Raw genomic sequence first — 21,906 nt, forward strand, 5'->3', positions numbered from 1 at the left:
GTAACTACATCAGATACAATCCCATGACACAGACCATCCACCCCATCGACGTCATCCTCCATAAACGTGACGGCCATGTCCTCACCGATGCCGAGATCCAGGTCTTCATCCACGCCCTCGTCGAGCGCACACTATCCAGGCAGCTCGTCACCGACGCCCAGATCGCAGCCTTCCTCATGGCCGTCTTCCAACGCGGTCTCAATCCGCAGGAGCTCGCCACCCTCACCGACGCCATGCGTCACTCCGGCGAGACCTTCGACGCCGCTCCCCTCCACACCTTCACCGTCGACAAGCACTCCACCGGCGGCGTCGGCGACAAGACCTCGCTCCTCGTCGCGCCCATCCTCGCCGCCGCGGGTCTCGCCTCTCCAAACAGCGCCGGCACTCCCGGCATCTGCGTCCCCATGATCTCCGGTCGCAGCCTCGGCCACACCGGTGGAACCTTGGACAAGCTTGAGACTATCCCCGGCTTCAACACTCAACTCACCCTCGACCAGTTCTGTCAGACCCTCAAAAAATGTGGCGCAGCTCTCGTCGGCCAAACCCCACGCCTGGTCCCCGCCGACCGCATCCTCTACGCTCTCCGCGACCACACCGGCACCGTCGAATCTCCCTTCCTCATCTGCGCGAGCATCATGAGTAAGAAATTAGCCGAAGACCTCAAGGCCCTGGTACTCGATGTCAAAGTAGGCAGCGGCGCGTTCATGCCCACCTACGAGCAATCCAAACTCCTCGCCCAACTCATGGTCGAGACCGGCGAAGCCTCCGGCACACGCACCGTCGCCCTGCTCACCAACCACGATGAGCCGCTGGGCCGCTTCGCTGGCAACTGGGTCGAAGTCTGGGAGTGTGTCGACATCCTTCAAAACAAGCGACATCCCATGTCCTCCGACCTCATCGAACTCTCAAACATCCTCGCTGGCTGGATGCTTCATTTTGCGGGCCACTCCGCCACTCCCGAAGCAGGAGCGAAGCTCTCCGATGAGATTCTCCTCAGCGGTGACGCCTTCAAAGCGTGGCTCAGAATGGTCGCCACCCAGTGCGGCGACGTCTCCGTCTTTCACGATTCTGCCGCCCACCATCAGCCCACAGCCTCGCGCACCCTCACCGCAACTCACTCCGGATACCTTAGCTCTATGGACTGCAAACAGGTAGGCTGGGCCGTCCAACGCCTCGGTGCAGGCCGCGCCAAACCCGGCGATCCTGTCAGCGCCCACGCTGGCATCGAGATGCACGCAAAACTAGGCGATGAGATCAAAACTGGTCAACCGCTCGTCACCCTCTTCTCGGAAGACGCTTCGCTGCTCGACGAGCCCGAAGCCATGCTCCGCGAAACCCTTCACATCGCCCCAGCCCCACCCCAGCTCAAACCACTTCTCCGCGAAGTCATCGCGAAGACAAGCCCCACGATCTGATCCGGCTCTGCACTTGCGTACTATGCACAAAAAAGAAAGACCCGGGAACAATTGCCCCGGGCCGTGCTCCATCCTTCGTGAGCAACTATTTAAGAGCGATCAATACATCGTGATTGACGCGCAGGGAGGCTTCCTGGGTCTGCGCTCTCGCGTTCTTCTCCTGCTTCGACGTTGGAAGATGGCAGTTCATCGAGGCATTCGCTGTGCGTACTTCGCTCAGGAAGTACTGATTGCCGTAGCGATGGAAGACCAGCTTGTTGCCGCCATCCGAAGCATCCGCATCGGCAACGGTGATGACCATCGCAGAAACCCCCTTCGCGCGATCTGAGAGAGTCAGGATCCTTGGAGAGTTGATGTCGGAGCCAACCGTATAGCTCCCGGCGGGAAGCGAGTTGCCATTAACCGTAAAGTTGAAAGGAATGGTTGCCGTGACTTTGTGATCCTGAGCCAAGGCACTACCAGCGGTGACAAAACCGGCGGCGACGAAGAGAGCAACTGCGGTGAGGTTTTTCATGACGTTCTCCTTTTTGAGGGTTCTTCCCTCGGGGTCCCTTTGATCTTCCGTTTCATCTAATCTCTGGAATTCGTTCTCTCCTGAGCTTGCTGTTACGCCCGGATATATTGCATGCGCATAGCCAAAGCCGGCCAAACGCACCTCAAACAAAATCCCCCCACGCATTTGCAACGAGATAGCCCAAATCCCTCCGCCCATGCAGCCGCTGCCTCCGTTTACATTGGCTACTGTTGGTATCCGAATGGTTCCCCTCGGGTATCCGATCGGTTCCCGGCGTCCCGTCAATCGCGGCGATTGCCGTCTTCAGCTACACTTTCACTCAACGGAGGCCCCGATGAATCCGCGGCTCCTCGCCATCTCAGGCTCGACAAGCGGCGTCAGACGAGAGTTGATCGACGCGCCCCTCACCATCGGTCGACTCGAAACAAACCAGTTATGCCTCAACGATCCCACGGTCTCCCGAACCCACTGCACCATCAAGCCAATAAGCGAACAAAGTGGACAGTATGAACTGGTTGATCTTGGCAGCAGGAGTGGAACCTTCGTCAACGGAATGCCCGTCTTGCGCAGGGCACTCGACGACGGCGACACCATTCGCATCGGCGCCGCCGACTTTCTCTTCCTCACACGCGAGAGCGACGCGCTTCCAGTCCCCGCGCTTCCCATCCCCAGGCGACGCGCCAGCGATCTCTCCGGCCCCTCCTCGCAGACCACGCACATCAAACCTCCCGCCGGACTCCCGGCCTTCTCCATCGAAGTCGGACGCATGGCGCGCGACCTCGCGGCCCTCTTCAGAATCAGCAGCGTCATCAACTCCATCCGCGACTCTCAACTTCTGCAGCGAGAACTTCTCCAACTCATCTTCGAAGTCGTCCCCGCAGACGAAGGAGCCGTCGTCCTGCTCACTGACTTTGAAGAAGAGACCTTAGACATCTGTAGCTGGACCCGTCAGTCAGATGCCGCCACAGCCATTGAGATTCAGCGCGACCTCGTTCATCAGGCCTTCTGGGAGCGTACCCCGATCACCAGAAGCGCTGACCCGCAGTCAGGCAGCTCGCACAACATACTCTGTCTTCCCCTCGTCGCTATCGAAAGAACCATCGGTGTCCTCTATCTCACCTCCGCACCTCCCGCGCCACCCTTCCTCGAAGAGCACATCAACTTCCTGGACTCGGTCTCCCGCATTGCAGCAGTCACTCTCGAAAACATCCTCGCCCTCGACTCACTGCGCACAGAGAACTCCCAGTTGAAGAAGCAGCTCAACCCAGTCACGAACCTCGTCGGTGAGAGCCGGCAGATTCGTCAAGTCAGCGAGTTCGTCTCCCGCGTCGCTCAGAGCGACTCCACCGTCCTCATCCGTGGAGAGAGCGGCACCGGCAAAGAGGTCGTCGCGCGCTCCATCCATCAGAGCAGCCCCCGAAGCGAACGGCCCTTCATCGCCATCAACTGCGCCGCCATCCCGGAGACCCTTCTCGAAAGCGAACTATTCGGCCACGAGAAGGGAGCCTACACCGGCGCGCTCGGCATGAGAAAAGGAAAGCTTGAAGCCGCGGAAGACGGAACACTCTTTCTCGATGAGATCGGCGAACTCGCCCCGCCCATGCAGGCCAAGCTCCTGCGAGTCCTGCAGCAAAGAGAGTTCGAGCGGGTTGGAGGAACCCACTCCGTAGCCTTTCGGGCCCGGGTCCTCGCCGCCACCAACAAAAATCTCGAACAGGCCATCAAGTCCAACGAGTTTCGCCAGGATCTTTACTACCGCCTCAACGTCGTTTCGGTCGCCGTCCCGCCGCTGCGCGAGCACGGAGAAGACATTCCTCTCCTCGCCCTCTTCTTCGCGTCGAAGTACGCGGCCAAAAACAAGCGTCCCTTCAAAGGCATCTCGTCCGAAGCACGCTCTCTTCTCATGGGCTACAGTTGGCCGGGTAACGTTCGCGAACTCGAGAACGCGATCGAGCACGCCATCGTCCTCGGCCTCACCGACGAGATCCTCGCCGAAGATCTTCCCAACGTCATCCTTGAAGAACAGTCCTCAAAGCTTGCGGGAGCGAAATATCACGACGTCCTCAACCAATCCAAAAAAGACCTCCTCGTTAACGCACTCCGCGAAGCAAAGGGCAACTACCCAGAGGCGGCGCGCTCCCTCGGCATTCATCCCAAGTACCTCCACCGCCTCGCGCGAAACCTCAATCTGAAATCCGATTCAACCTAGAGAACTCACCTTCTGACCCTGAGCTTCGTTGAAGGAGAAGCACCCGCATCTCATCGCTCCGGTCGCCACTCCTCGTCTCCGCATCAACTGCAAACCAGCACCAAACAGGAAATCCTTAGGCCCCATCCCCTCCCTCCCGGTACACTCAACCCAAGCACCCAAACGTATTCACCTCTGCAGTAGGAGCGAAGCCTTTGTCTCGATTCACCGGTCTGCTCGGCCTCATCGTCTTCCTCGGCCTCGCCTACGCCTTCTCCACCAACCGCCGCGCCATCCGTTGGCGCACCGTGATCTGGGGACTAGGTCTGCAGATCCTCTTCGCCTTCCTCGTCATCAAGTGGAACACCGGCCAGGCAATCCTCCACTCCGTCTCCGCCGTCATCACCTCGCTGCTCGCCCACTCCGCCGACGGCTCCTCACTCGTCTTCGGACGCCTCGGCACCCCTGGCGACCCGCTCGCCGTCCTCGCCTTCGCCGTCCTCCCCACTATCATCTTCGTCAGCGCCTTCTTCGCCATCATGTACCACATCGGCCTCATGCAGATCATCATCCGCTGGGTCAGCTGGATCATGCAGCGCACCATGGGAACCAGCGGTGCCGAGAGCACCAACGTCGCCGCCAGCATCTTTATGGGCCAGACCGAAGCCCCCCTCACCATCCGCCCCTTCCTCGCCGGCGCCACCCGCAGCGAGCTCATGGTCATCATGACCTCAGGCATGGCTCATGTCTCCGGTGGCATCATGGCCGCCTACATCAGCTTCGGCATCAACGCCCAGGATCTGCTCTCCGCCGTCATCATGACCGCCCCCGGCACCATCCTCGTAGCCAAGATGCTCGTCCCCGAAACCGAAGTCCCCGCCACCGCCGGCACCGTTCACATGCCGCCCAACGAAGAGCACAAGAACGAAAACTTCATCGCAGCCGTAGCCCGTGGCACCATCGACGGCGGCCAGCTCGCCTTCAACGTCGCCATCATGCTCATCAGCTTCGTCGCTCTCGTCGGCCTCTTCAACGCCATCATGCTCGGCATCTCAAACTTCGCCTGGGCTCACGGCCACATTCCTTTCCCGCACTCCCTCAACGCCATCCTCGGAGTCGTCGGAGCCCCCATCGCATGGCTCATCGGCATCCCCTGGCACGACGCCCGCACCATCGGCAACCTCCTCGGCACCCGCACCATGATCAACGAGTTCGTCGCCTTCACTCAGCTCGGCGCCATCAAGTCCGCACTCGCTCCCCGAACCTTCTCCATCGCCACCTTCGCCCTTTGCGGCTTTGCCAACGTAGGCAGCATCGGCATGCAGATCGGAGGCATCGGAGCACTCGTCCCCAACCGCCGAAACGACCTTGCTCAACTCGGCCTGCGCGCCATGCTCGCCGGAACCATGGCCAATCTCATGTCCGCCAGCATCGTCTCCATGCTCCTCAAATAAACCCGGATCAACCACGCTAAAATCTCCTCCGACTCAAAACCGGCTCGTCCGCCAAGCCTTCCGCTCGGCAGTCGAGTTACTCTTATTGAAAGACGAAGCCGCAAGGATCGAGATGACTGAGACCAATAAGCCCACTGACCTCTACAGCAAAGCCCAATCCGCCGCCGACTACATCCGCAACAAGACCCCGCTCCTGCCATCTCTCGGTATCATCCTCGGCTCAGGTCTCGGCAACTTCGCCAACCACGTCAAATCAGCCACCCGCATCCCCTACGCCGACATCCCTCACTTCCCGCAATCCACCGTCCAGGGCCACTCCGGCCACCTCGTCCTTGGCACCATCGCCGGAGTTCCCGTCGCCGTCATGCAGGGCCGCGTCCACGCCTACGAGGGCTACGAGATGGCGCAAGTCACCTTCCCCACCCGCGTCCTCGGCCTCCTCGGCTGCAAGACCCTCATCGTCACCAACGCCGCCGGCGGCATTCGCACAACCTTGCAGCAAGGCTCCATCGTCGTCATCTCCGATCACATCAACCTCACAGGAACCAACGCCGCACTCGGCCCCAACGAACCTCGCTTCAGCATGATTCCCGGTGCCGGCCAGCGCTTCTTCGATATGTCCACCGCCTACTCCCTCCGCCTCCGCACCCTCGCCATCGAAGAGGCCGCCCGCCAGGAGTTTCTCCTCACCGAAGGCGTCTATCTCGCCGTCCTTGGCCCCAGCTTCGAAACCCCCGCCGAGATTCGTGCCTTCCGCACCCTCGGCGCGGACCTCGTCGGCATGTCCACCGTGCACGAAGTCATCGTCGCGCGCCACATGGGCCTCGAAATCCTCGGCCTGTCCCTGGTCACCAACATGGCCGCAGGAATCCCATCCTATGGACAAGAGACCGCCGACACCATCGACCATGAAGAGGTCATGGAGACTGGCCGCCGTGTCGAAACGCAGTTCACCAGCCTCCTCACCGCGCTCATTCCCCAGATCACCATGGAACAGTTAGTGGCAGGTAAAAAATCGTAACCGTAACCGTAACAATCTCTACACGCAATTCAACCATCAGAAGATACGCATGCCGAGCCTCCCATCCGAGCAACTTAGCCTCCCCCGCCGTCCCTTCATCCTCGGCATCGCCGGCTGCTCCGGCTCCGGCAAAACCACCCTCGCCAAAGAGCTCACACAGCAGTTCAAAGCTACTCTCCTCCCCCTCGACTTCTACTACCGCGACCTCGGCCACCTGCCGCTGGACCAGCGTCCGCTACAGAACTTCGATCATCCCGACTCCATCGAACACACCCTGCTCGTGGAGCACATCAACGCCCTAGCAAATTATCAACCCATCCATCGCCCCATCTACGACTTCGCCAACCACACCCGCATCCCCAACCAGACCGAGCTCATCCACCCTGCCGAATTCCTCATCATCGAAGGCATCCTCGCCCTCCACTATGAAGACCTCCGCACCCTCTACGACTTCAGCATCTACGTCGACGCCCCAAACCAGATCTGTCTCAACCGCCGCATCTATCGCGACATGCGCGAGCGTGGTCGCACCGAAGAGAGTGTTCGCGCCCAATTCGATGCCACCGCAAAGCCAATGGCCGACAAGTACGTACTCCCCTCAGCCGCATACGCCTCTGTAACCGTGGAAGGCACAGATGCCCTCGACTGGTCCGTCGAGCAGATTCTAAAGCGCCTCCACCAGCTCGGAGTCGTGCTCCCAACCCAGTCTCGCCCCAGCCTCTAATCCCAACTCTTCATACATCTCCGCCACTGCCCCCTGCGCGCTCTCCGACAACACAAACCGATCGACCCGCTCAATGATCTCCTCGCCAAACCGTATCTGCGCCTGCAGTCCCTGCAGCCCAAGAAACTGGAACATGTGCGGCGCAAACTCCATATCGCCCCACCAGCACACATCCTCCCCCACCGTCGCGTCGCCATTCACCACATGCGAATCAAGCGCGTACCGCAGCGCCGCAACCCGCAGTGGAATCTCATCTTTCAGCACCGAATGAAACAGCCCCCGGCGAAACGGCAACACCCCGCCCCCCGGCGTCGTCGTTCCTTCAGGAAAAAACAACACTGGCAACCCGCTTCGGTAGGCCTCGGCCATCGCCGCATTCACTTGCGGATAAGTCGGCGGCCCACCGCCCCGTTCCACGTACACCGTTCCCGCCTGTGCCGTCAGCCAGCCTAGCAGCGGCCATCCACGAACCTCCGTCTTCGCCACCATCACAAACGGCTGCACCGAGCTGTACAGCAGAATATCTAGGTAGCTCAGGTGATTCGACACCACCGCACCACCACTCGGCACGCGCCCTTCCACGCTGCACTCGAACCCCAGCACTCGCACAATCCGTCGGCACCATCCATGGATCCACACCGCGCCTTCAGCGCCAACCCTCGGTCGCCGCACCCGGCAGTCCACCACCGCCGCTACCAGCAGGCCCACAAATAAAAAGCTCCGCCAAACCGAGCGCGTAAACCGCCAGAGCGCAATCGTCCGACTCACCTCAGCAACCCTCGAGAAATCTCTTTGCCACGCGCGGATGCAGCGTCTGCAGATCCAACAGCGTTAGAAAGTCGATCGTCTTGAAGTCGCGATCGATCGCCGGCTCGCTGCATATCTTCGCCCCTATCGTCAGGTACGCTCGCAGCAGCTTCGGTGCTCGCACCTCTGTCATCGTCACCGTTGCCGCAGGCAACCGAAATGCCGGTGTCGCCACTGTCAGCAGCGCCGGTTCTACCATGCAGCTCCGCAGCGACTCATACACCGCGTGCCCCATCTCCGCATCCTGCGACGTCAGCGAGCAGCATCCCATCATGTACCGTCCGCCGTTCACCAGCGCATAGCGTGCAATCCCCCTCCACAACAGGTGCAGCACCTCCGGCGAGCGATGCTCCCGATGGATGCACGCCCGGCCCAGCTCCACAATCTGCGATCGCATCGACTCATATGGCGCAAAGCAAAACTCCTGCTCGCTGTAATATCCAAAGTACTTCCCTGCAACATCGCCCATCTGCATCCGGTACGTCCCCACAATCGCGCCGGTGTTTCTCTCTGTCACAATCAGGTGGTCGCACACATCGTCGAAGTGGTCTTTGTCATATCCATCCACGTAGGCAGCCTCAAGCCCTTCATTCATCTCCAGGTTGAACACCAGAAATCGCAGCCTGTACGCCGCAGCCCGTTCCCCCTCGCTCAGCGCCAGCCGCACAACATACTCTCCCGCCTCCAGCCGAATATCTTTCTTCGACGGCAGCTCCGGAGATGCAGCTCTATTCGGAAGCAGTACGGCAGACCGCGACTTAAGTACTGTTGGCATCGACTCTCCTTGTAACTTCCAGGAATGTGGTGCGTTCGATGTCAGTCTGCTTCGTCTTCTGTTACAGAATGTTCACGGCAAGTGAACATTCGTTGAATCAAAAATGATGCATCTGCCACGCTACTCGTTCTTCTCCCCCAAGGGGTGAGCCGTCGCAAGCGCCGTCACCGCCGCTCGTGCCTCTATCGCCGCCTGCTTCCGGTGAAGCGCATCACTCGAAAACTCAATCGGTTCATCCGCAAACAGCACCTCCGCCCGCACCCCGCGCAGCCCAAGAAAGGTAAAGATGTGCCCCAGCATGTCCCTGTCGCCCCAGTAGCAGACATCGTCCGCCACACTCACATCCGGCCCATTCTGCTCTCGAAACCCATAGCGAATATGAGCCGCCGTCACCGGCGCACCCCCATCAATAGCCTGCGCCAGCAGGCCGCTATGAAATTTCAGCATTCCGCTCCCGTTCGTTGTCGTCCCCTCCGGAAAGAAGACAACCGGCAACCCCGCATCCACCGCTGCCTGCATCCCCTCGCGCGCCTTCATCGCCGATCCGCCATGCCCCCGCGCCACATACACCGTGCCCGACATCGTCGTCATCCACCCCACCACCGGCCAGCTTTTGATCTCCGCTTTCGACACAAACACGCAAGGGTGCAGCGCCGCGTACACCACGATATCCAGATAGCTCAGGTGGTTCGAGATCACCGCACCGCGCGTCGGAAAGCTTCCCGACACATCGATCTCAATCTTCAGCCCCCGCATCGCCCGCGCACAAAAACGATGCAGCCACGCCGCTCTCTGCTCCCGCGTCGCAGGCCGCGTCACGACCAGCTCCGCGCCTGCCCTGGCAAACATTCCCACCAGCCGAACACTCCGCCACGCAGCCCGAAAAAAGTTCACCAGATCGAATCCTCGCTTTCGCAAACCGGGCCCCACCACATCAGCCCTCGTTGCGCAGTCTATCCTGTCATCAGTGCAACCCAGCGAATCCAATCTCAACGTCGGCTCCGAAGCTCCAGCCCCCGCACATCACAGCTGGCTCTATCGCCGTGTCGCTCTTCCCATCCTTGCTCTACTCCGCATGGGTGCTTCACCAGAAAAACTAGCCTGGAGCCTCGCCGTCGGCCTCCTCATCGGCATCAACCCCATCCTCGGTAGCACCACCCTTCTCTGCCTCGCCATTGCTTTCGTCCTCCGCCTCAACCTGGCCGCCTCGCAGATCGCCAACCACATCGTCTACCCGTTGGAGTTGATTCTCGTCATCCCCTTCATCCGCGCAGCCAGCCGCCTCTTTCACACCGCGCCCATGCCTCTCTCGGCGCCAGAGCTTCTTCGCGCCGCGCGCGAGCACCCCATCGCTCTCTCCCGTCAGCTCTGGCTGTGGGAGTGGCACGCCTTTCTCCTCTGGGCTCTCCTCGCAGCGCTCGCCATCCCAATCCTCGCGCTCGCGCTAACACCAATCCTCCGCCGGCTTCTCAAGCGCGTAGAACACCACCAATACCCGCTCCTCTCCGCAACGAAGCAAGCAGAAAAATAACTCTCCTAATCGGCCCACTTCGAAGGCGGCAGAGGCTCCGCGCTCTTCACCCACGCAGAATAGATCATGTCTCGAAGCTCCGTCGCTCCCGCTGCCAGCCGTTCTTCCGCAAACGCCTTACCCTCCGGCGTCCCAGCGCCCGCAAACGCCCCGGTCTTCTCCAACTGGTACGTCTTCTCCACCAGTGAGTTGGTATGCCGCAGGTAAGCCATGTAGTCCGTGAACACATCCCCCAGCACCACCGGCTTCTCCGTAATCAAAGGAGCTACTTCGTTCGGCTTCACATTCGCCGTCACAAACGTCGACTCGAACTGAGCATGAATCTTGTGCTCCGTCGTATATCCCTGCGGATTCGGCCCCGTCCACCCGTTGTATTGAATCGTCGTATGCAACGGCTGTGAGCCATCCGCGACATAGTGCCCCAGCCATCCAGCCAGAAACACAATCTCGCACTCCGATGGCTTCGTATCTTTGTGCGCGTCCTTCAAAGCGCGATAGTCCCGCATCGCACTCTTCAGCCGCTCCCACACCTCGACCGTCACATAGGGCTGCAGCCCAACCTTCTCCGGTGTCAACGCCAGATCCGGGTGCGACTTCTGCGCAAACGCCAGCGCCCTCACATAGTCGTACCGTCGCCGTGGCAGCTCCCCTACCAGGTCCGCCCACTCCAGATCGATAAAGTGCTCCGGAAATCCCGCCGCATTCAGCTCCGGCTCCAGCGGAGACTTCCACCGGTCCGGCTCCGGCCCATAGTATTCCAGCGCATCCAACGCCTGCTTCGACCGCAAAAACTCCGGCACATCATTTGGCAGCGCAGCCCCAGCCAACCGGTTGATCATCATATGCCCATCCCGGCCCCATGCCATACCCTGCTGAACCAGCATCACCGGCAACAAGGCAACTGCTGCCGCAACCCGAACCGCACCCATCACTCTCTTCATGCAAAAAGTATACGAGGCTCCCCCCAACAAAAAATAAACAGACGAGCAACACGAGACCCAGCAAAATCACAAAAAGGTATACAAGTCACGAAGTGACCGCCCCGCGCGTAGCGGGCCCGGCCGGCAGGCCAACTAAACCGTAATCAAAGCGCCCGTTACAGCCACACTCCCAAACACCCGCCGATACCGCAAGATCTCCTCCGCAGGCCCGGTAGCCTTCCGCGCATTATCCGAAAGCTTCACCGCAGGCCTTCCCTCCACCGTCATCAACTTGCAAACCAGGCTGATCGGCTCCAACGTAGTCTCTCCGCGTGGATGGCACCCGCGAAAGTCGTTCGTCAACAAGGTCCCCCACCCAGCGCTAAACCGTATCCGCCCATGAAAGTACTCATGCAGCCGAAGAATATCGTCCACATCCAACCCATCGGAGGCGATCAGCCGCTTCTTCTTCGCATCCCTCCCATGCGCCGTCAGCCACGCAACATACTCGTCCCCGGCAATAAAAGGATCCTTGCTGTCACACCGTTGTCCTGTCCAATCCGCCACCCAATCCGGTGCGCCCTCTAGAAACTGCGTCGTCCCAAAAGTATCCGGCAGCATAATCAGCAGCTCGCCACCATAGCTCTTCTGCCAAAGCTCGAGCACCCGATACTGCGACTCATGCAGCTCCTCATCACTCTTAGCGAGCGCGGCCATCGCCATGGGCAGCTCATGCGCATTGGTCCCCATCGCCTCCAGGTCATGCTTATAAGCCAGAAACGTATTCGACGTTCCAGAGAGGCTTGCCCCCAGCGCCACCCTCATCACCTCCACCACATACTCCTGCCACAAAAAGCTGTGCCGTCGCCGCGTCCCAAACTCCGAGATCCTCACCTCTGGCATCGTCCGCAGCCGTTCGATCTTCTCCCACAGCTTCGTCTTCGCCCGCGCGTACAACACATCCAGCTCCAGCTCGCTCAACGTACTCAACGCAGCCCGCGTCTTCATCTCGCTCACCAGCGCCAGCCCGTACACCTCCCACATCGTCACCTCGGTCCACAAACCTTCAAACCGAATCACAAGCTGCCCGTCATTCTCCGTCACCGTGTAGTCGGATAACCGAAAATCCCGCTCCAGCCACTCCAGAAACGCAGGCTCAAAGATCGTCCGCGTCCCATAAAACGTATTGCCAGCCAGCCAGATAATCTCCGATCTGCGAAATCGCAGCCCTCGCACATGCTCCATCTGGTCTACCAGCATCGTCATCGGAATCTGCTCCGACAGCCGAACCGCCACCGTCCGGTTTGTAACCTCCGAGGTCACATGAACCGCAGGAAAGTTCTTCCAGATAAACTGCAGCATCAGCAGCTTGTAAAAATCCGTATCCAGCAGCGACCGTACAATCGGGTCCAGCTTCCAGTTATGGTTATGCGCCCGCTCCGCAAAGTTCACATTCATCTTCCGGCTCCGTCTTTCCTGGATCGTCGTTGTCGTGAGCCTGGGCCCTTGTAACAGCCTGAAAAAACAAGAATATCTCTCTAACAATAAATCCCTGCAGGAGACAAGAAGCGCAGCAAACAAAAAAAAACGGCCCGGTTGAACTCCGGACCGCTCTTCAATACTGAGGAACCATTTAGGTGAGATTTGCACTTACCTGCTGCAGGAAGATCGTCACAACATCTTGGGGAACCTGGTCCTGAATGAAGTGGCCCACATTCGGCAGAATGACAAACGTGTACTGTCCAGTCACGAAGTTCGCCGTGTTCACTGCGGCCTGCTTCAACAGGAACGCGTCCTGCGCGCCCCAGATGTAAGTGACCGGCCCGTTGACGGAAGCACCATTCGCAACCGTAAAGTTCTCCTGCTGGTACCACATCAATGCAGCCGCCAATGAGCCGGGGTCGGTCTGAGTAAACTGGGTCACAAACTGGTTCGCTAAAGGCACAACGCCATTGTAAGAACCGAAGAAGTTTGCATTGTTATTGGCAGTCATGAACTCCACTCCACTGGATCCCTGCAATATCGGAATGTAGCTGGAAGCGGTCTGCTGCGGATTCCCCGACTGCGTGTACGCAGGCACAAAGGCGTTCAGGTGCGGTGTCGCAAGAATGGTCGTCGACAGCAGCAGCGCCTGGTTCGCCGCAGCGAAGGCCCAGCCCACCGAACCGCCCTGGTCATGCGCTATCAGGTGAAACTTCACACCGGTTCCCTTAAGCGACGCTCCGAAACCCACGATGTCGGACACAAGATTGGCCTGGGCGTAAGAGGAGGCAGACGTAGGACGCGCCTTGGGCGAGTAGCCCCGCTGGTCCACAGCAACTGCATAATAGCCCTGTGCGCCAAGCGCCTGGATTACGGGAATCCAGGTCTCTTTAAACTCGGGAAATCCATGCAGGCACAGGACCAGCTCTCCTGTCGTCGGACCGCAGGAGATGGCTTCGAAGATGAAACCGTTCGCGGTCACCTCAAAGTTCTGTATCGTGGACGGCGTGCTCTGAGCGCTCGCTCTCCCTGTGGCCACGGAGCCAAAGCTCAGTGCGCCAGCTACTAAACTGCTCTGTTTCAACAAATCTCGACGATTTAACATAGTTATCTCCTAGCAGATGAAAACTGCAAGCCCTCTAATAAGGTGCAGACTTGCTTGGGCTGATGTTTTACAAATGTCAGCGTTGGTTATGAGTGCGGCCATAGTCAACAATCCAAGGCCATAGAAAAGAGTAAAGGTCACATGCTCGAGCAATCAGGCGTCTACAATTGCCCGCATCAGCGGCGAAACTACGCTTTACTCGATTAACCCTTTAGAGCGCACTTTCATCCCAGCCGTTACATGAAAAATTTCCACAGCCGTTCACAAGTCTCGTTTAAATCGCAACTCTTACCTTCCAGGCCTTCATTCATCGCAAATTTTCAAATCACCCTGTCAACAGGCGGCGCAGCTTGCTATCCTTGATAGGCCATGCCTACGAAAAAAGAACTTCTCGCCCGCCCCATTCAGCACCTCGATATCAAGCAGCACAACGTCGTCCCCCTCGTCGACGCGATGTCCCACATGGCCTACTCCGCGCGTGACACTGCCCGCGCCGCCAACATCTACGACATGATGCTCCGCGACACCGACTGCGGCGTCATCCTCTGCCTCGCCGGATCCCTCATCTCCGCCGGACTCCAGAAGATCTTCGTCGACCTCATCCGCAACAACATGGTCGACGCCATCGTCTCCACCGGTGCCAACATCGTCGACCAGGACTTCTTCGAGGCCCTCGGCTTCAACCACTACGTCGCTGGCGACGAGTACAAATATGGCGCAGGCGACGCCGAGCTCCGCGAGCTCATGATCGACCGCATCTACGACACCTTCATCGATGAAGAAGAGCTCCGCATCTGCGATGAGACCACCCACCAGATCACGAACTCTCTCGAGCCCCGCCCCCACAGCTCCCGCGAGTTCATCCGCGAGATGGGCGCCTACCTCAGCAAGAACGGCAAGACTCCCCAGGCCGGTGGCCGCGACTCCATCGTCCTCGCCGCCTACGAGAAGAACGTTCCCATCTTCTGCCCCGCCTTCTCTGACTGCTCCGCGGGCTTCGGTCTGGTCGCTCACCAGCACGCCCGCCAGGGCAAGCCCATGGTCTCCATCGACTCCGCCAAGGACTTCTACGAGATCACCCAGCTCAAGATCGCCAATCCCACTACCGGTCTGCTCATGATCGGCGGCGGCGTTCCCAAGAACTTCGCCCAGGACATCGTAGTAGCCGCCGATATCCTTGGTGTAGAAGCCTCTATGCACAAGTACGCCATCCAGATCACTGTGGCCGATGCCCGCGACGGTGCCCTCTCAGGCTCCACCCTCAAGGAAGCCTCCAGTTGGGGCAAGGTCGACCTTACCTACGAGCAGATGGTCTTCTCCGAAGCCACCCTCGCTCTCCCTCTGATTACCGGCTACGCCTTCCACAAAAACGCTCATGTCTCCCGGAAAGGGAAAAAGTGGGCCACCATCCTCGACCAGGTACCCGTCTCGGCCTAAACCCGTTAAAAACCCAACGGAAGCCGCCTTTTTCCCAGCAAAAGGCGGCTTTTCTATGCTCTTTTTTCGTCTAAGTGCTTTCCCTCCAATGTTGTCATCTCCGATAACCCACTGAGGTGTTATTGCCGCTACAACTAGTTTTCTGTCATTCTCACCCTGAAAACAGAATCTACGCAGAACGATATCGGGTTCCGCACAATCTTTGGCCGAATCCTCATCCAAGCTGTGCTTTAACACGTACGTGCTATAACGCTTCCAACGGTCACCAAATAAAGTTACGAATATATAGCACAAGAAGTTACCATGGGTTACCGGAAAACATGCACATCCTTTCACTACTTGGTTTCCTTTCGCTGCTCGCCACCTCCGCCGTTCTGCTGATCGCGTTCCTCCGTGCTCAACGCACCACCCGCGAACTGACAGAACAGTTGAACCAGGCCCGCGAACAGCAGCACCAGCACACTCTCCAGCTCACCCATCGCTCAGAACTCGACACGCTCAAGGATGAGTTCATCTCCACCGTCTCGCACGAGCTGCGCACTCCTCTCACCAGCATCCGCGGCGCGCTCGGCCTTCTCTCCTCCGGCATCATCGGCGACGTCGACGCCAAAGCCCTCAATCTCCTTCGCATCGCCGTCACCAACACCGACCGCCTCATCCGCCTCATCAACGACATCCTCGACCTCGAGCGCATGGAGTCAGGCCGCGCTCCTCTCCAGATTCGCCGCTGCTCCCTGCGCGATCTCGCCCAGCAGGCCATCGACACCATGACCCCGATGGCCGACGCCAACACCGTCCACCTCGCGCTCGAGCCTTCCACCGTCGCGCAGGCAGCCTATCCGGAGGCCCTCTTCTTCGACGGCGACTCCGATCGCATCCTCCAAGTCCTCACCAATCTCCTCTCCAACGCCATCAAGTTCTCGCCTCCCGCCTCCACAGTCCGCATCCACACCGAGGCAGCTTCTGACTCCATCCTCCTAAAAGTCGCCGACGAAGGCCGCGGCATCCCGTCCGACAAGCTCGACAGCATCTTCGACCGCTTCCAGCAGATTGAACCCTCCGACGCCCGCCAGAAGGGCGGCACCGGCCTTGGCCTCGCCATCTGCCGCAGCATCGTGCAGCAGCACAGCGGCTCCATCTGGGCGCAGCGAAACCTTGGCCCCGGCACCACGCTCTACATGATGCTGCCCCGCACCTCGCGCGCCACCGACGTCACCGCTCCTGCCGAGCCTGCCCCACGCGGCGAAGGCTGCATCCTCGTCTGCGACGATGACCCCGGCATTCGCACCGTGGTAGCCGAACACCTCCACCGGCAGGGCTACACCGTCGTCGAAGCCAGCTCCGGCGAACAGGCTCTCGTCCTCGCCGCAGAGCATCACGTCGAAGCCATCCTCCTCGATCTCTACATGCCCGGACTCAGCGGATGGGAGACCCTCCAGCGACTCCGCAACAATCCCGTCACCGCCAACATCCCGGTCGTCGTCCTCAGCGTTCTCTCCTCCACCCTGCGCCCTCAGCTCACCGGCGACGCCCAGGGCTGGGTCCAGAAACCCTTCAACGAAAATCTCCTCTTCGCCGAACTAGGCCGTGTCCTCCATCAAGGCGAGGGCCCCGCCTACGTCCTCCTCGTCGAAGACGATGAAGACCTCGCCAGCGTCCTCACCGCCAGCTTTCAAGACGCCGCCGTCCACATCGATCACGCCGCCACTCGCCAGCAGGCCATCCGCCAGTGCATCACCCGGCCGCCCGATCTCCTCATCCTCGATCTCACCCTCCCCGACGGCGACGGCTTCTCTCTCGTCGAGTGGCTTCGCCAGCAGCCCACCCTCCGCACCATGCCGCTGGTTGTCTACTCCGGCCGCGAGATCTCAGAGGGAGAGATGGCCAAGCTTCGTCTCGGCCCCACCGAGTTCCTCACCAAGGCCAAGGTCCAGCCGCAGGAGGTCGAAGAGCTCGTTCTCTCCATGGTCCAGCGTCTCCGTGGTAAGTTCGCCGACCTCGCCGCCACAGGTCAGGGCGCCTAGCAAAACTCTGCCGCACTTCTCTCTCCTCCCTAGACGCCTGACCGCGAAGCTACCAGCCGACTCCACAAACTCTTTTCACATGAGAGAATGAAACTCGCCTATGCGACGCATTCTCATCATTGACGACGAAGACGATATCCGCGAAGTAGCTGCGTTGTCCCTGGAAGCCACCGCCGGCTGGGAGATACTCACCGCCAGCTCCGGTGCCGAAGGCATCGACATCGCCACCATCGAGCAGCCCGACGCCATTCTCATGGACGTCATGATGCCCGGAGTCGACGGCCCCACGACCTTCGGAAGAATGCAGCAGACCCCCGCCATCGCCCAGATCCCCGTCCTCCTGCTCACCGCAAAAGTTCAGGGAGTCGATCAGCGCCGCTTCGCCGGACTGGGCCTGGCCGGAATCCTCTTCAAACCCTTCGATCCCCTCACCCTCGCCGAACAGATCTCCACCACCCTCGGCTGGAAAGATTAGAACAAAGTGGCGGTTGGCGCAAAATCTGCTCGTACCCTTTATCTGTATTCTTTGTTTGTCATTCCCGAAGGGAATCTGCGGTTGCCTTCCTCCCCACCAGCCGCACAATCCGCAGTAAACTAACTCTCATGCTCTGCGCATCAAATGCGTTCGACCCGCTCCCCAACGACACATTCCATCCCTCTCCGCTCCAATGAAAAAAGCCGACCAGATCGACACTCTCCTCGCAACCCTCTGGAAGAAGAACCTTCCCACCCTGCGCGAGCGTCTCGATCTCCTCGACCGCACCGCCTCCATCGCCGCCTCCGGGTCCCTCGACGAAGCCCCTCGCCTCGAGGCATACGGCATCGCTCACAAACTCACCGGCTCTCTCGGCATGTTCGGCTTTCAGCAAGGTACTGACATCGCCCGCCAGATCGAGCAGATCCTCAAGTCCCCTACTCCAGCCGAACTCACCACCCTCCTCACGCTCGCAAAAGACCTCCGCACCTCGCTCGCCGCAGGCCTGTAACTCTCAGCGGAAATCTCAGCTATAACTCGGATCGAAAACGCATCCAGAAGTCGTCATCGCGCGACGCAGTGGAGAGACCCCCGTATTCCAGCTCTTGTTGTTGTTGCTTGTGCTCTTCGCTCCCACCGCACGCCGTCAGTTACAAGCCAGCGCCACCCACATCCCCGAGGCTGTCCCACTCGCGCCAGTCACCGTAAAGTCCACAAAGTTTCCCGCCGCCACCGTCACACTTCCGTTCTGCGTACAAGACCCGCCCGGCGCCACCGAGCAGACCAGCGAAGTATTTGCCATACTCCCCGCGCTACTGCCCTGTCGCAGAATCACATTCACCGTATTCGTCTGGTGCGAAAACACGCTCAACTGCGTAGCCGTGCATCCCGCCGGAACCCACGTCAGCACCGCATCTGTCTCGGTCGAAGCGTCCGTCGCGCTATTCACGGAGTGAAACAGCAGGTTGAACGAAACCGAATGAAAGATCGAGGCGAACGGTATCCCGCTGGTCTCCGCACCGCCGCTGCCCCCGCCCGTTCCATTCGCGCCAGCCGCACCCTGAGGAATCGTAAAGTTCAGGATCGCCGCACTACTCGTCCCAACGTTCGTCACACTGGCCTGCGTCCCAGCCGCACCCGTCGCCACCGCTCCCACGCTCACCGTCGCCGGAGCGCCAGCCGGACCAGTAGCCCCTGCGCTCCCGTTCTGTGCCAGCACCGCCCAAACCGACGGCGAAGTATCCGGCTCCGAGCCAACCGACCCCACCGCCGCCAGGTACGTCGCTCCACCGAAGCTCACCACATCGTTCGCATGATAAGTAGCCGCAACGCCCCACGCCCCGCGATACGTCACCCCCACAACCCCCGCCGGTCCAGCCGGGCCCGTAGCGCCCTGCGGACCCGCAACCCCGGCGACTCCCTGCGCGCCGGTCGCCCCGGTCACTCCCGCAGCCCCGGCCGAACCCTGCGCCGCCAACAGACTCCACACCGACGGGCTCACACTCGGAGCATTCCCCACATTACTCGCAGCCACCGAGATGTAGCTCGATCCGAGATAGCTCACCGCATCGTTCAACCCGTAGTTCGTTCCCGAAGAGTAGCTCCCCCGGTAGACCATTCCCACCGGCCCGGCAACTCCCGCAGGTCCCGCGATCCCCTGTGGACCGGCAGCCCCCACGGCTCCAGTCGAACCCGCAGGTCCCTGCGCCCCCGTTGCGCCCGTCGGCCCGGCAGACCCCTGCGCTCCGGGAAACCCGGTAGGCCCCTGTAACCCCGTAGCCCCGGTTGCTCCGACTGGTCCCTGCGCTCCGGACTGAGCCAGCACCCCCCAGAAACTCGGACTCACATCCGGCTCTCTCCCGCTATTCGCCACCAGCGCGATATAACTCGACCCGCCAAAGCTCACCGCGCTCCCAACTCCATAGCTAGTCCCTACCAGCCATCCGCCAACAAAACTGACCGGAGGCCCCTGCGGACCAACCGTCCCAGCGGCCCCCGCGGGCCCGGCAACACCCGTCGGCCCTGCAGGCCCAGCCGCACCTGCGGGTCCCGTTGCCCCCTGAGCAGCCAGCAAAGCCCACTGCGCAGAACTCGACGAAGGCGTATTCCCCACATTTCCCGCAGTCAGCGAAACATACGTCGAACCATTGAAGCTCACCGCATCATGCAGCGCATAGTTCGTCGACGAAACATAGTTCCCGGTATAGTTCGCAACCGGGGGACCCTGTGGTCCGATAGCCCCCGCCACACCCTGCGCACCGGCCGCACCCGCAACCCCTGCAGGCCCCTGCAATCCCTGCGGACCCGCCGGTCCAGCAGACCCTTGGGCACCCTGCGCCCCAGTCGCGAACAAGGACCACAGCGTCGGACTCACGCTCGGAGTATTCCCAATATTATTCGCCACCAGCGACACATACGCCGACCCGCCGAACAAGACCCCGTCCCCCAGTTCATAGTTCACCGCCGACGAGTAGCTCCCGCGAAACGTCATCCCTACCGGACCGGCAGGCCCCTGGGGACCCATCGGCCCGCTCAACCCCTGCGCCCCGGTAGCTCCCGTCAAGCCCTGCGCTCCCGCCTGCCCCGGAACTCCCTGCACACCCTGTGGACCCGTCGGCCCATTCGGCCCCACCGACCCCGGCAAACCCTGCACACCCGCAACGCCCTGCGGACCCTGTGCGCCAGTAGCCCCGGCAGGCCCCTGCGCCGTCAGCACTCCCCACTGCCCCGGGCTCAAGCTTGGAGTACTCCCGCGATTCCCATTCAGCAGCGAAGCATAGCTCGACCCCTGCCACAGCACCACATCTCCCAGCGCGTAGTTCGTCGTCGAAGCGTAGCTCCCCTGGTAAACCAGCCCCGGCAGTCCGGCAGCGCCCGCAGCCCCGGTCGCTCCGGTCGGTCCCGCTGCACCCGTCGGTCCAGGCGGCCCAGTCAATCCCTGTAAACCCTGCGCGCCGGTAGCTCCCGCAGGCCCTTGAATCCCCACCGCCGCCAAGGCCAGCACACCCCACTGCCCCGGACTCAACCCAGGCGTATTCCCATGGTTGGCCACGATCAGCGAAACATAGCTCGACCCCTGATACGTCACCACATCGTTCAACGCATAGTTTGTCCCTGAACCATACGTCCCTTGGTATGCCAACCCAACCGTCCCACCGGTGCCCGATCCGGTGCCGCCTTGGGCCAGCACCGCCCACTGCGCCGCAACTCCCGGCGTATTCCCCCGATTCCCGCCCGTCAGCGAAACAAAACTCGACCCCAGATAAGTCACCACATCGTTCAGCGCATAGGTAGAGCCAGCCGCATACGCCCCCTGAAAACTCAGCCCCGGCGCACCAGCCGGTCCCGTGGCGCCCGCAGGTCCAGTCGCTCCTACAGCCCCAGCAGGTCCGGCCGGTCCCGTAGCCCCGGTAGCCCCTGCCGCCCCGGACGAAGCCAGCGCCACATCCAGCACCGCCGCATGCCCCGTCAGGTCATTCTCCTTGCTGTCGAACTGAACCACCGCCGTCCCGGCCGTCAGCGCCATCCCAAAGTTCGTCGCCGGAGCACTCACCCACCCCTGCACCAGCCCGGTCACATCCACCACCACATATGCTCCGGCCTGCCCCACTGAAACCACCTGCGTCGCACTCCCGAGCGACGGCAGCGTTCCATACGTCACGCTGTACTCGCCCCACGCAGCGCCTACTGGCTGCACGCTCACCTGCCCAGCCGTATCCATCCGGTTGCAATAAAGCCTCAGCGTCGCGCGTGAAACCTGCGCCGCCGTCGTTCCCGCCGGCAGCATCGATAGGTCGAACTGCAGTAGCGCCGTATACCCGCCGCCCACATTCAGATTTGAGATAGTCCCGCTGTTCGCCGTCGGCCGCGCGCTGTTCACATGTGCGTCTGCCACCAGCGTCGCCTCCACCCCAAACGCAGGCAAAGCAGCCGCCAGCAACCCCGCACCAAGCAGACAGATTCTCCGTACCAAACCCATCCAACCCCTCATGGACAGGCCACCGCAGCGCACCGCGCCAACCAGACCAGCCATC

General features: G+C 60.7%; 18 protein-coding genes. 10 read left to right on the top strand and 8 right to left on the bottom strand.

The features are described 5' to 3' along the window. Window positions 1-23 precede the first annotated feature (23 nt). Window positions 24-1,415, top strand: a complete 1,392-nt coding sequence (locus tag GSQ94_RS16910; RefSeq protein ID WP_158945039.1) for a thymidine phosphorylase — start codon at window positions 24-26, stop codon at window positions 1,413-1,415. An 85-nt stretch (window positions 1,416-1,500) separates the two neighbouring features. Here the strand turns inward: GSQ94_RS16910 and GSQ94_RS16915 are convergent, their stop codons facing one another. Continuing rightward, window positions 1,501-1,929, bottom strand: a complete 429-nt coding sequence (locus GSQ94_RS16915; RefSeq protein ID WP_158945040.1) for a hypothetical protein — start codon at window positions 1,927-1,929, stop codon at window positions 1,501-1,503. 334 nt (window positions 1,930-2,263) lie between these two features. Between GSQ94_RS16915 and GSQ94_RS16920 the strand changes: the two genes are divergently transcribed. The 4 genes from GSQ94_RS16920 (at window position 2,264) to udk (ending at window position 7,316) form a co-directional block, all read left to right on the top strand. Beyond that, on the top strand, window positions 2,264-4,138 hold the full coding sequence (locus tag GSQ94_RS16920; RefSeq protein ID WP_158945041.1) for a sigma 54-interacting transcriptional regulator: 1,875 nt from the start codon (window positions 2,264-2,266) through the stop codon (window positions 4,136-4,138). Window positions 4,139-4,332: 194 nt separating this feature from the next. Continuing rightward, window positions 4,333-5,571 (top strand): NupC/NupG family nucleoside CNT transporter, encoded by a 1,239-nt coding sequence (locus GSQ94_RS16925; protein ID WP_158945042.1) that lies wholly within the window; start codon window positions 4,333-4,335, stop codon window positions 5,569-5,571. Between the two features lie 112 nt (window positions 5,572-5,683). Next, window positions 5,684-6,592: a purine-nucleoside phosphorylase gene (locus GSQ94_RS16930; RefSeq protein WP_158945043.1), complete on the top strand. Its 909-nt coding sequence runs from the start codon at window positions 5,684-5,686 to the stop codon at window positions 6,590-6,592. A 49-nt stretch (window positions 6,593-6,641) separates the two neighbouring features. Further along, a complete protein-coding gene (udk, locus tag GSQ94_RS16935; protein ID WP_158945044.1) occupies window positions 6,642-7,316 on the top strand; it encodes a uridine kinase in 675 nt (224 codons plus the stop codon). Here udk and GSQ94_RS16940 read toward each other — a convergent pair. The 3 genes from GSQ94_RS16940 to GSQ94_RS16950 all read right to left on the bottom strand — a co-directional run bounded on the left by GSQ94_RS16940 (window position 7,257) and on the right by GSQ94_RS16950 (window position 9,792). Next, on the bottom strand, window positions 7,257-8,084 hold the full coding sequence (locus tag GSQ94_RS16940; RefSeq protein ID WP_158945045.1) for a 1-acyl-sn-glycerol-3-phosphate acyltransferase: 828 nt from the start codon (window positions 8,082-8,084) through the stop codon (window positions 7,257-7,259). The genes udk and GSQ94_RS16940 overlap by 60 nt on opposite strands. 1 nt (window position 8,085) lies before the next feature. Further along, window positions 8,086-8,898 carry a GNAT family N-acetyltransferase gene (locus GSQ94_RS16945; RefSeq protein WP_158945046.1) on the bottom strand — a complete coding sequence of 271 codons (813 nt, stop codon included), beginning with the start codon at window positions 8,896-8,898 and terminating at the stop codon, window positions 8,086-8,088. Window positions 8,899-9,018: 120 nt separating this feature from the next. After that, window positions 9,019-9,792, bottom strand: a complete 774-nt coding sequence (locus GSQ94_RS16950) for a 1-acyl-sn-glycerol-3-phosphate acyltransferase (RefSeq protein ID WP_158945047.1) — start codon at window positions 9,790-9,792, stop codon at window positions 9,019-9,021. Between the two features lie 73 nt (window positions 9,793-9,865). Here GSQ94_RS16950 and GSQ94_RS16955 point away from each other — a divergent pair, with 73 nt between their 5' ends. Beyond that, the gene (locus GSQ94_RS16955; RefSeq protein WP_254063939.1) at window positions 9,866-10,429 is read left to right on the top strand and encodes a DUF2062 domain-containing protein; all 564 of its coding nucleotides are present in this window, start codon (window positions 9,866-9,868) and stop codon (window positions 10,427-10,429) included. Window positions 10,430-10,434: 5 nt separating this feature from the next. On the opposite strand, the gene GSQ94_RS16960 is transcribed toward GSQ94_RS16955, so the two are convergent. The 3 genes from GSQ94_RS16960 to GSQ94_RS16970 all read right to left on the bottom strand — a co-directional run bounded on the left by GSQ94_RS16960 (window position 10,435) and on the right by GSQ94_RS16970 (window position 13,936). Continuing rightward, window positions 10,435-11,370: a S1/P1 nuclease gene (locus GSQ94_RS16960; protein WP_158945048.1), complete on the bottom strand. Its 936-nt coding sequence runs from the start codon at window positions 11,368-11,370 to the stop codon at window positions 10,435-10,437. Window positions 11,371-11,502: 132 nt separating this feature from the next. Then, window positions 11,503-12,807, bottom strand: coding sequence for a nicotinate phosphoribosyltransferase (gene pncB / locus GSQ94_RS16965; RefSeq protein WP_158945049.1), 1,305 nt, complete (start codon window positions 12,805-12,807; stop codon window positions 11,503-11,505). 175 nt (window positions 12,808-12,982) lie between these two features. Continuing rightward, the gene (locus tag GSQ94_RS16970; RefSeq protein WP_158945243.1) at window positions 12,983-13,936 is read right to left on the bottom strand and encodes an alpha/beta fold hydrolase; all 954 of its coding nucleotides are present in this window, start codon (window positions 13,934-13,936) and stop codon (window positions 12,983-12,985) included. Between the two features lie 369 nt (window positions 13,937-14,305). On the opposite strand from GSQ94_RS16970, the gene GSQ94_RS16975 reads away from it, so the two are divergent. The 4 genes from GSQ94_RS16975 (at window position 14,306) to GSQ94_RS16990 (ending at window position 18,383) form a co-directional block, all read left to right on the top strand. After that, window positions 14,306-15,373 (top strand): deoxyhypusine synthase, encoded by a 1,068-nt coding sequence (locus tag GSQ94_RS16975; RefSeq protein WP_158945050.1) that lies wholly within the window; start codon window positions 14,306-14,308, stop codon window positions 15,371-15,373. 320 nt (window positions 15,374-15,693) lie between these two features. Continuing rightward, on the top strand, window positions 15,694-17,397 hold the full coding sequence (locus tag GSQ94_RS16980; RefSeq protein ID WP_158945051.1) for a response regulator: 1,704 nt from the start codon (window positions 15,694-15,696) through the stop codon (window positions 17,395-17,397). 100 nt (window positions 17,398-17,497) lie between these two features. After that, window positions 17,498-17,872 carry a response regulator gene (locus GSQ94_RS16985; RefSeq protein WP_158945052.1) on the top strand — a complete coding sequence of 125 codons (375 nt, stop codon included), beginning with the start codon at window positions 17,498-17,500 and terminating at the stop codon, window positions 17,870-17,872. A 193-nt stretch (window positions 17,873-18,065) separates the two neighbouring features. Further along, complete coding sequence (locus GSQ94_RS16990) at window positions 18,066-18,383, top strand: Hpt domain-containing protein (protein ID WP_158945053.1); 318 nt, start codon at window positions 18,066-18,068, stop codon at window positions 18,381-18,383. A 135-nt stretch (window positions 18,384-18,518) separates the two neighbouring features. Here the strand turns inward: GSQ94_RS16990 and GSQ94_RS16995 are convergent, their stop codons facing one another. Continuing rightward, window positions 18,519-21,851: a DNRLRE domain-containing protein gene (locus GSQ94_RS16995; RefSeq protein WP_158945054.1), complete on the bottom strand. Its 3,333-nt coding sequence runs from the start codon at window positions 21,849-21,851 to the stop codon at window positions 18,519-18,521. Window positions 21,852-21,906 lie beyond the last annotated feature (55 nt).

The organism is Granulicella sp. S190 (assembly GCF_009766095.1).
In the GTDB taxonomy this organism is placed as follows: Bacteria; Acidobacteriota; Terriglobia; order Terriglobales; family Acidobacteriaceae; genus Edaphobacter.

What these genes read in the sequence shown, in the direction of transcription:
- GSQ94_RS16910 (WP_158945039.1), top strand. Translation starts at nt 24, where the DNA reads ATGACACAGACCATCCACCCCATCGACGTCATCCTCCATAAACGTGAC.
- GSQ94_RS16915 (WP_158945040.1), bottom strand. Translation starts at nt 1,929, where the DNA reads ATGAAAAACCTCACCGCAGTTGCTCTCTTCGTCGCCGCCGGTTTTGTC.
- GSQ94_RS16920 (WP_158945041.1), top strand. Translation starts at nt 2,264, where the DNA reads ATGAATCCGCGGCTCCTCGCCATCTCAGGCTCGACAAGCGGCGTCAGA.
- GSQ94_RS16930 (WP_158945043.1), top strand. Translation starts at nt 5,684, where the DNA reads ATGACTGAGACCAATAAGCCCACTGACCTCTACAGCAAAGCCCAATCC.
- udk (WP_158945044.1), top strand. Translation starts at nt 6,642, where the DNA reads ATGCCGAGCCTCCCATCCGAGCAACTTAGCCTCCCCCGCCGTCCCTTC.
- GSQ94_RS16945 (WP_158945046.1), bottom strand. Translation starts at nt 8,898, where the DNA reads ATGCCAACAGTACTTAAGTCGCGGTCTGCCGTACTGCTTCCGAATAGA.
- GSQ94_RS16960 (WP_158945048.1), bottom strand. Translation starts at nt 11,370, where the DNA reads ATGAAGAGAGTGATGGGTGCGGTTCGGGTTGCGGCAGCAGTTGCCTTG.
- pncB (WP_158945049.1), bottom strand. Translation starts at nt 12,807, where the DNA reads ATGAATGTGAACTTTGCGGAGCGGGCGCATAACCATAACTGGAAGCTG.
- GSQ94_RS16970 (WP_158945243.1), bottom strand. Translation starts at nt 13,936, where the DNA reads ATGTTAAATCGTCGAGATTTGTTGAAACAGAGCAGTTTAGTAGCTGGC.
- GSQ94_RS16975 (WP_158945050.1), top strand. Translation starts at nt 14,306, where the DNA reads ATGCCTACGAAAAAAGAACTTCTCGCCCGCCCCATTCAGCACCTCGAT.
- GSQ94_RS16980 (WP_158945051.1), top strand. Translation starts at nt 15,694, where the DNA reads ATGCACATCCTTTCACTACTTGGTTTCCTTTCGCTGCTCGCCACCTCC.
- GSQ94_RS16985 (WP_158945052.1), top strand. Translation starts at nt 17,498, where the DNA reads ATGCGACGCATTCTCATCATTGACGACGAAGACGATATCCGCGAAGTA.
- GSQ94_RS16990 (WP_158945053.1), top strand. Translation starts at nt 18,066, where the DNA reads ATGAAAAAAGCCGACCAGATCGACACTCTCCTCGCAACCCTCTGGAAG.
- GSQ94_RS16995 (WP_158945054.1), bottom strand. Translation starts at nt 21,851, where the DNA reads ATGGGTTTGGTACGGAGAATCTGTCTGCTTGGTGCGGGGTTGCTGGCG.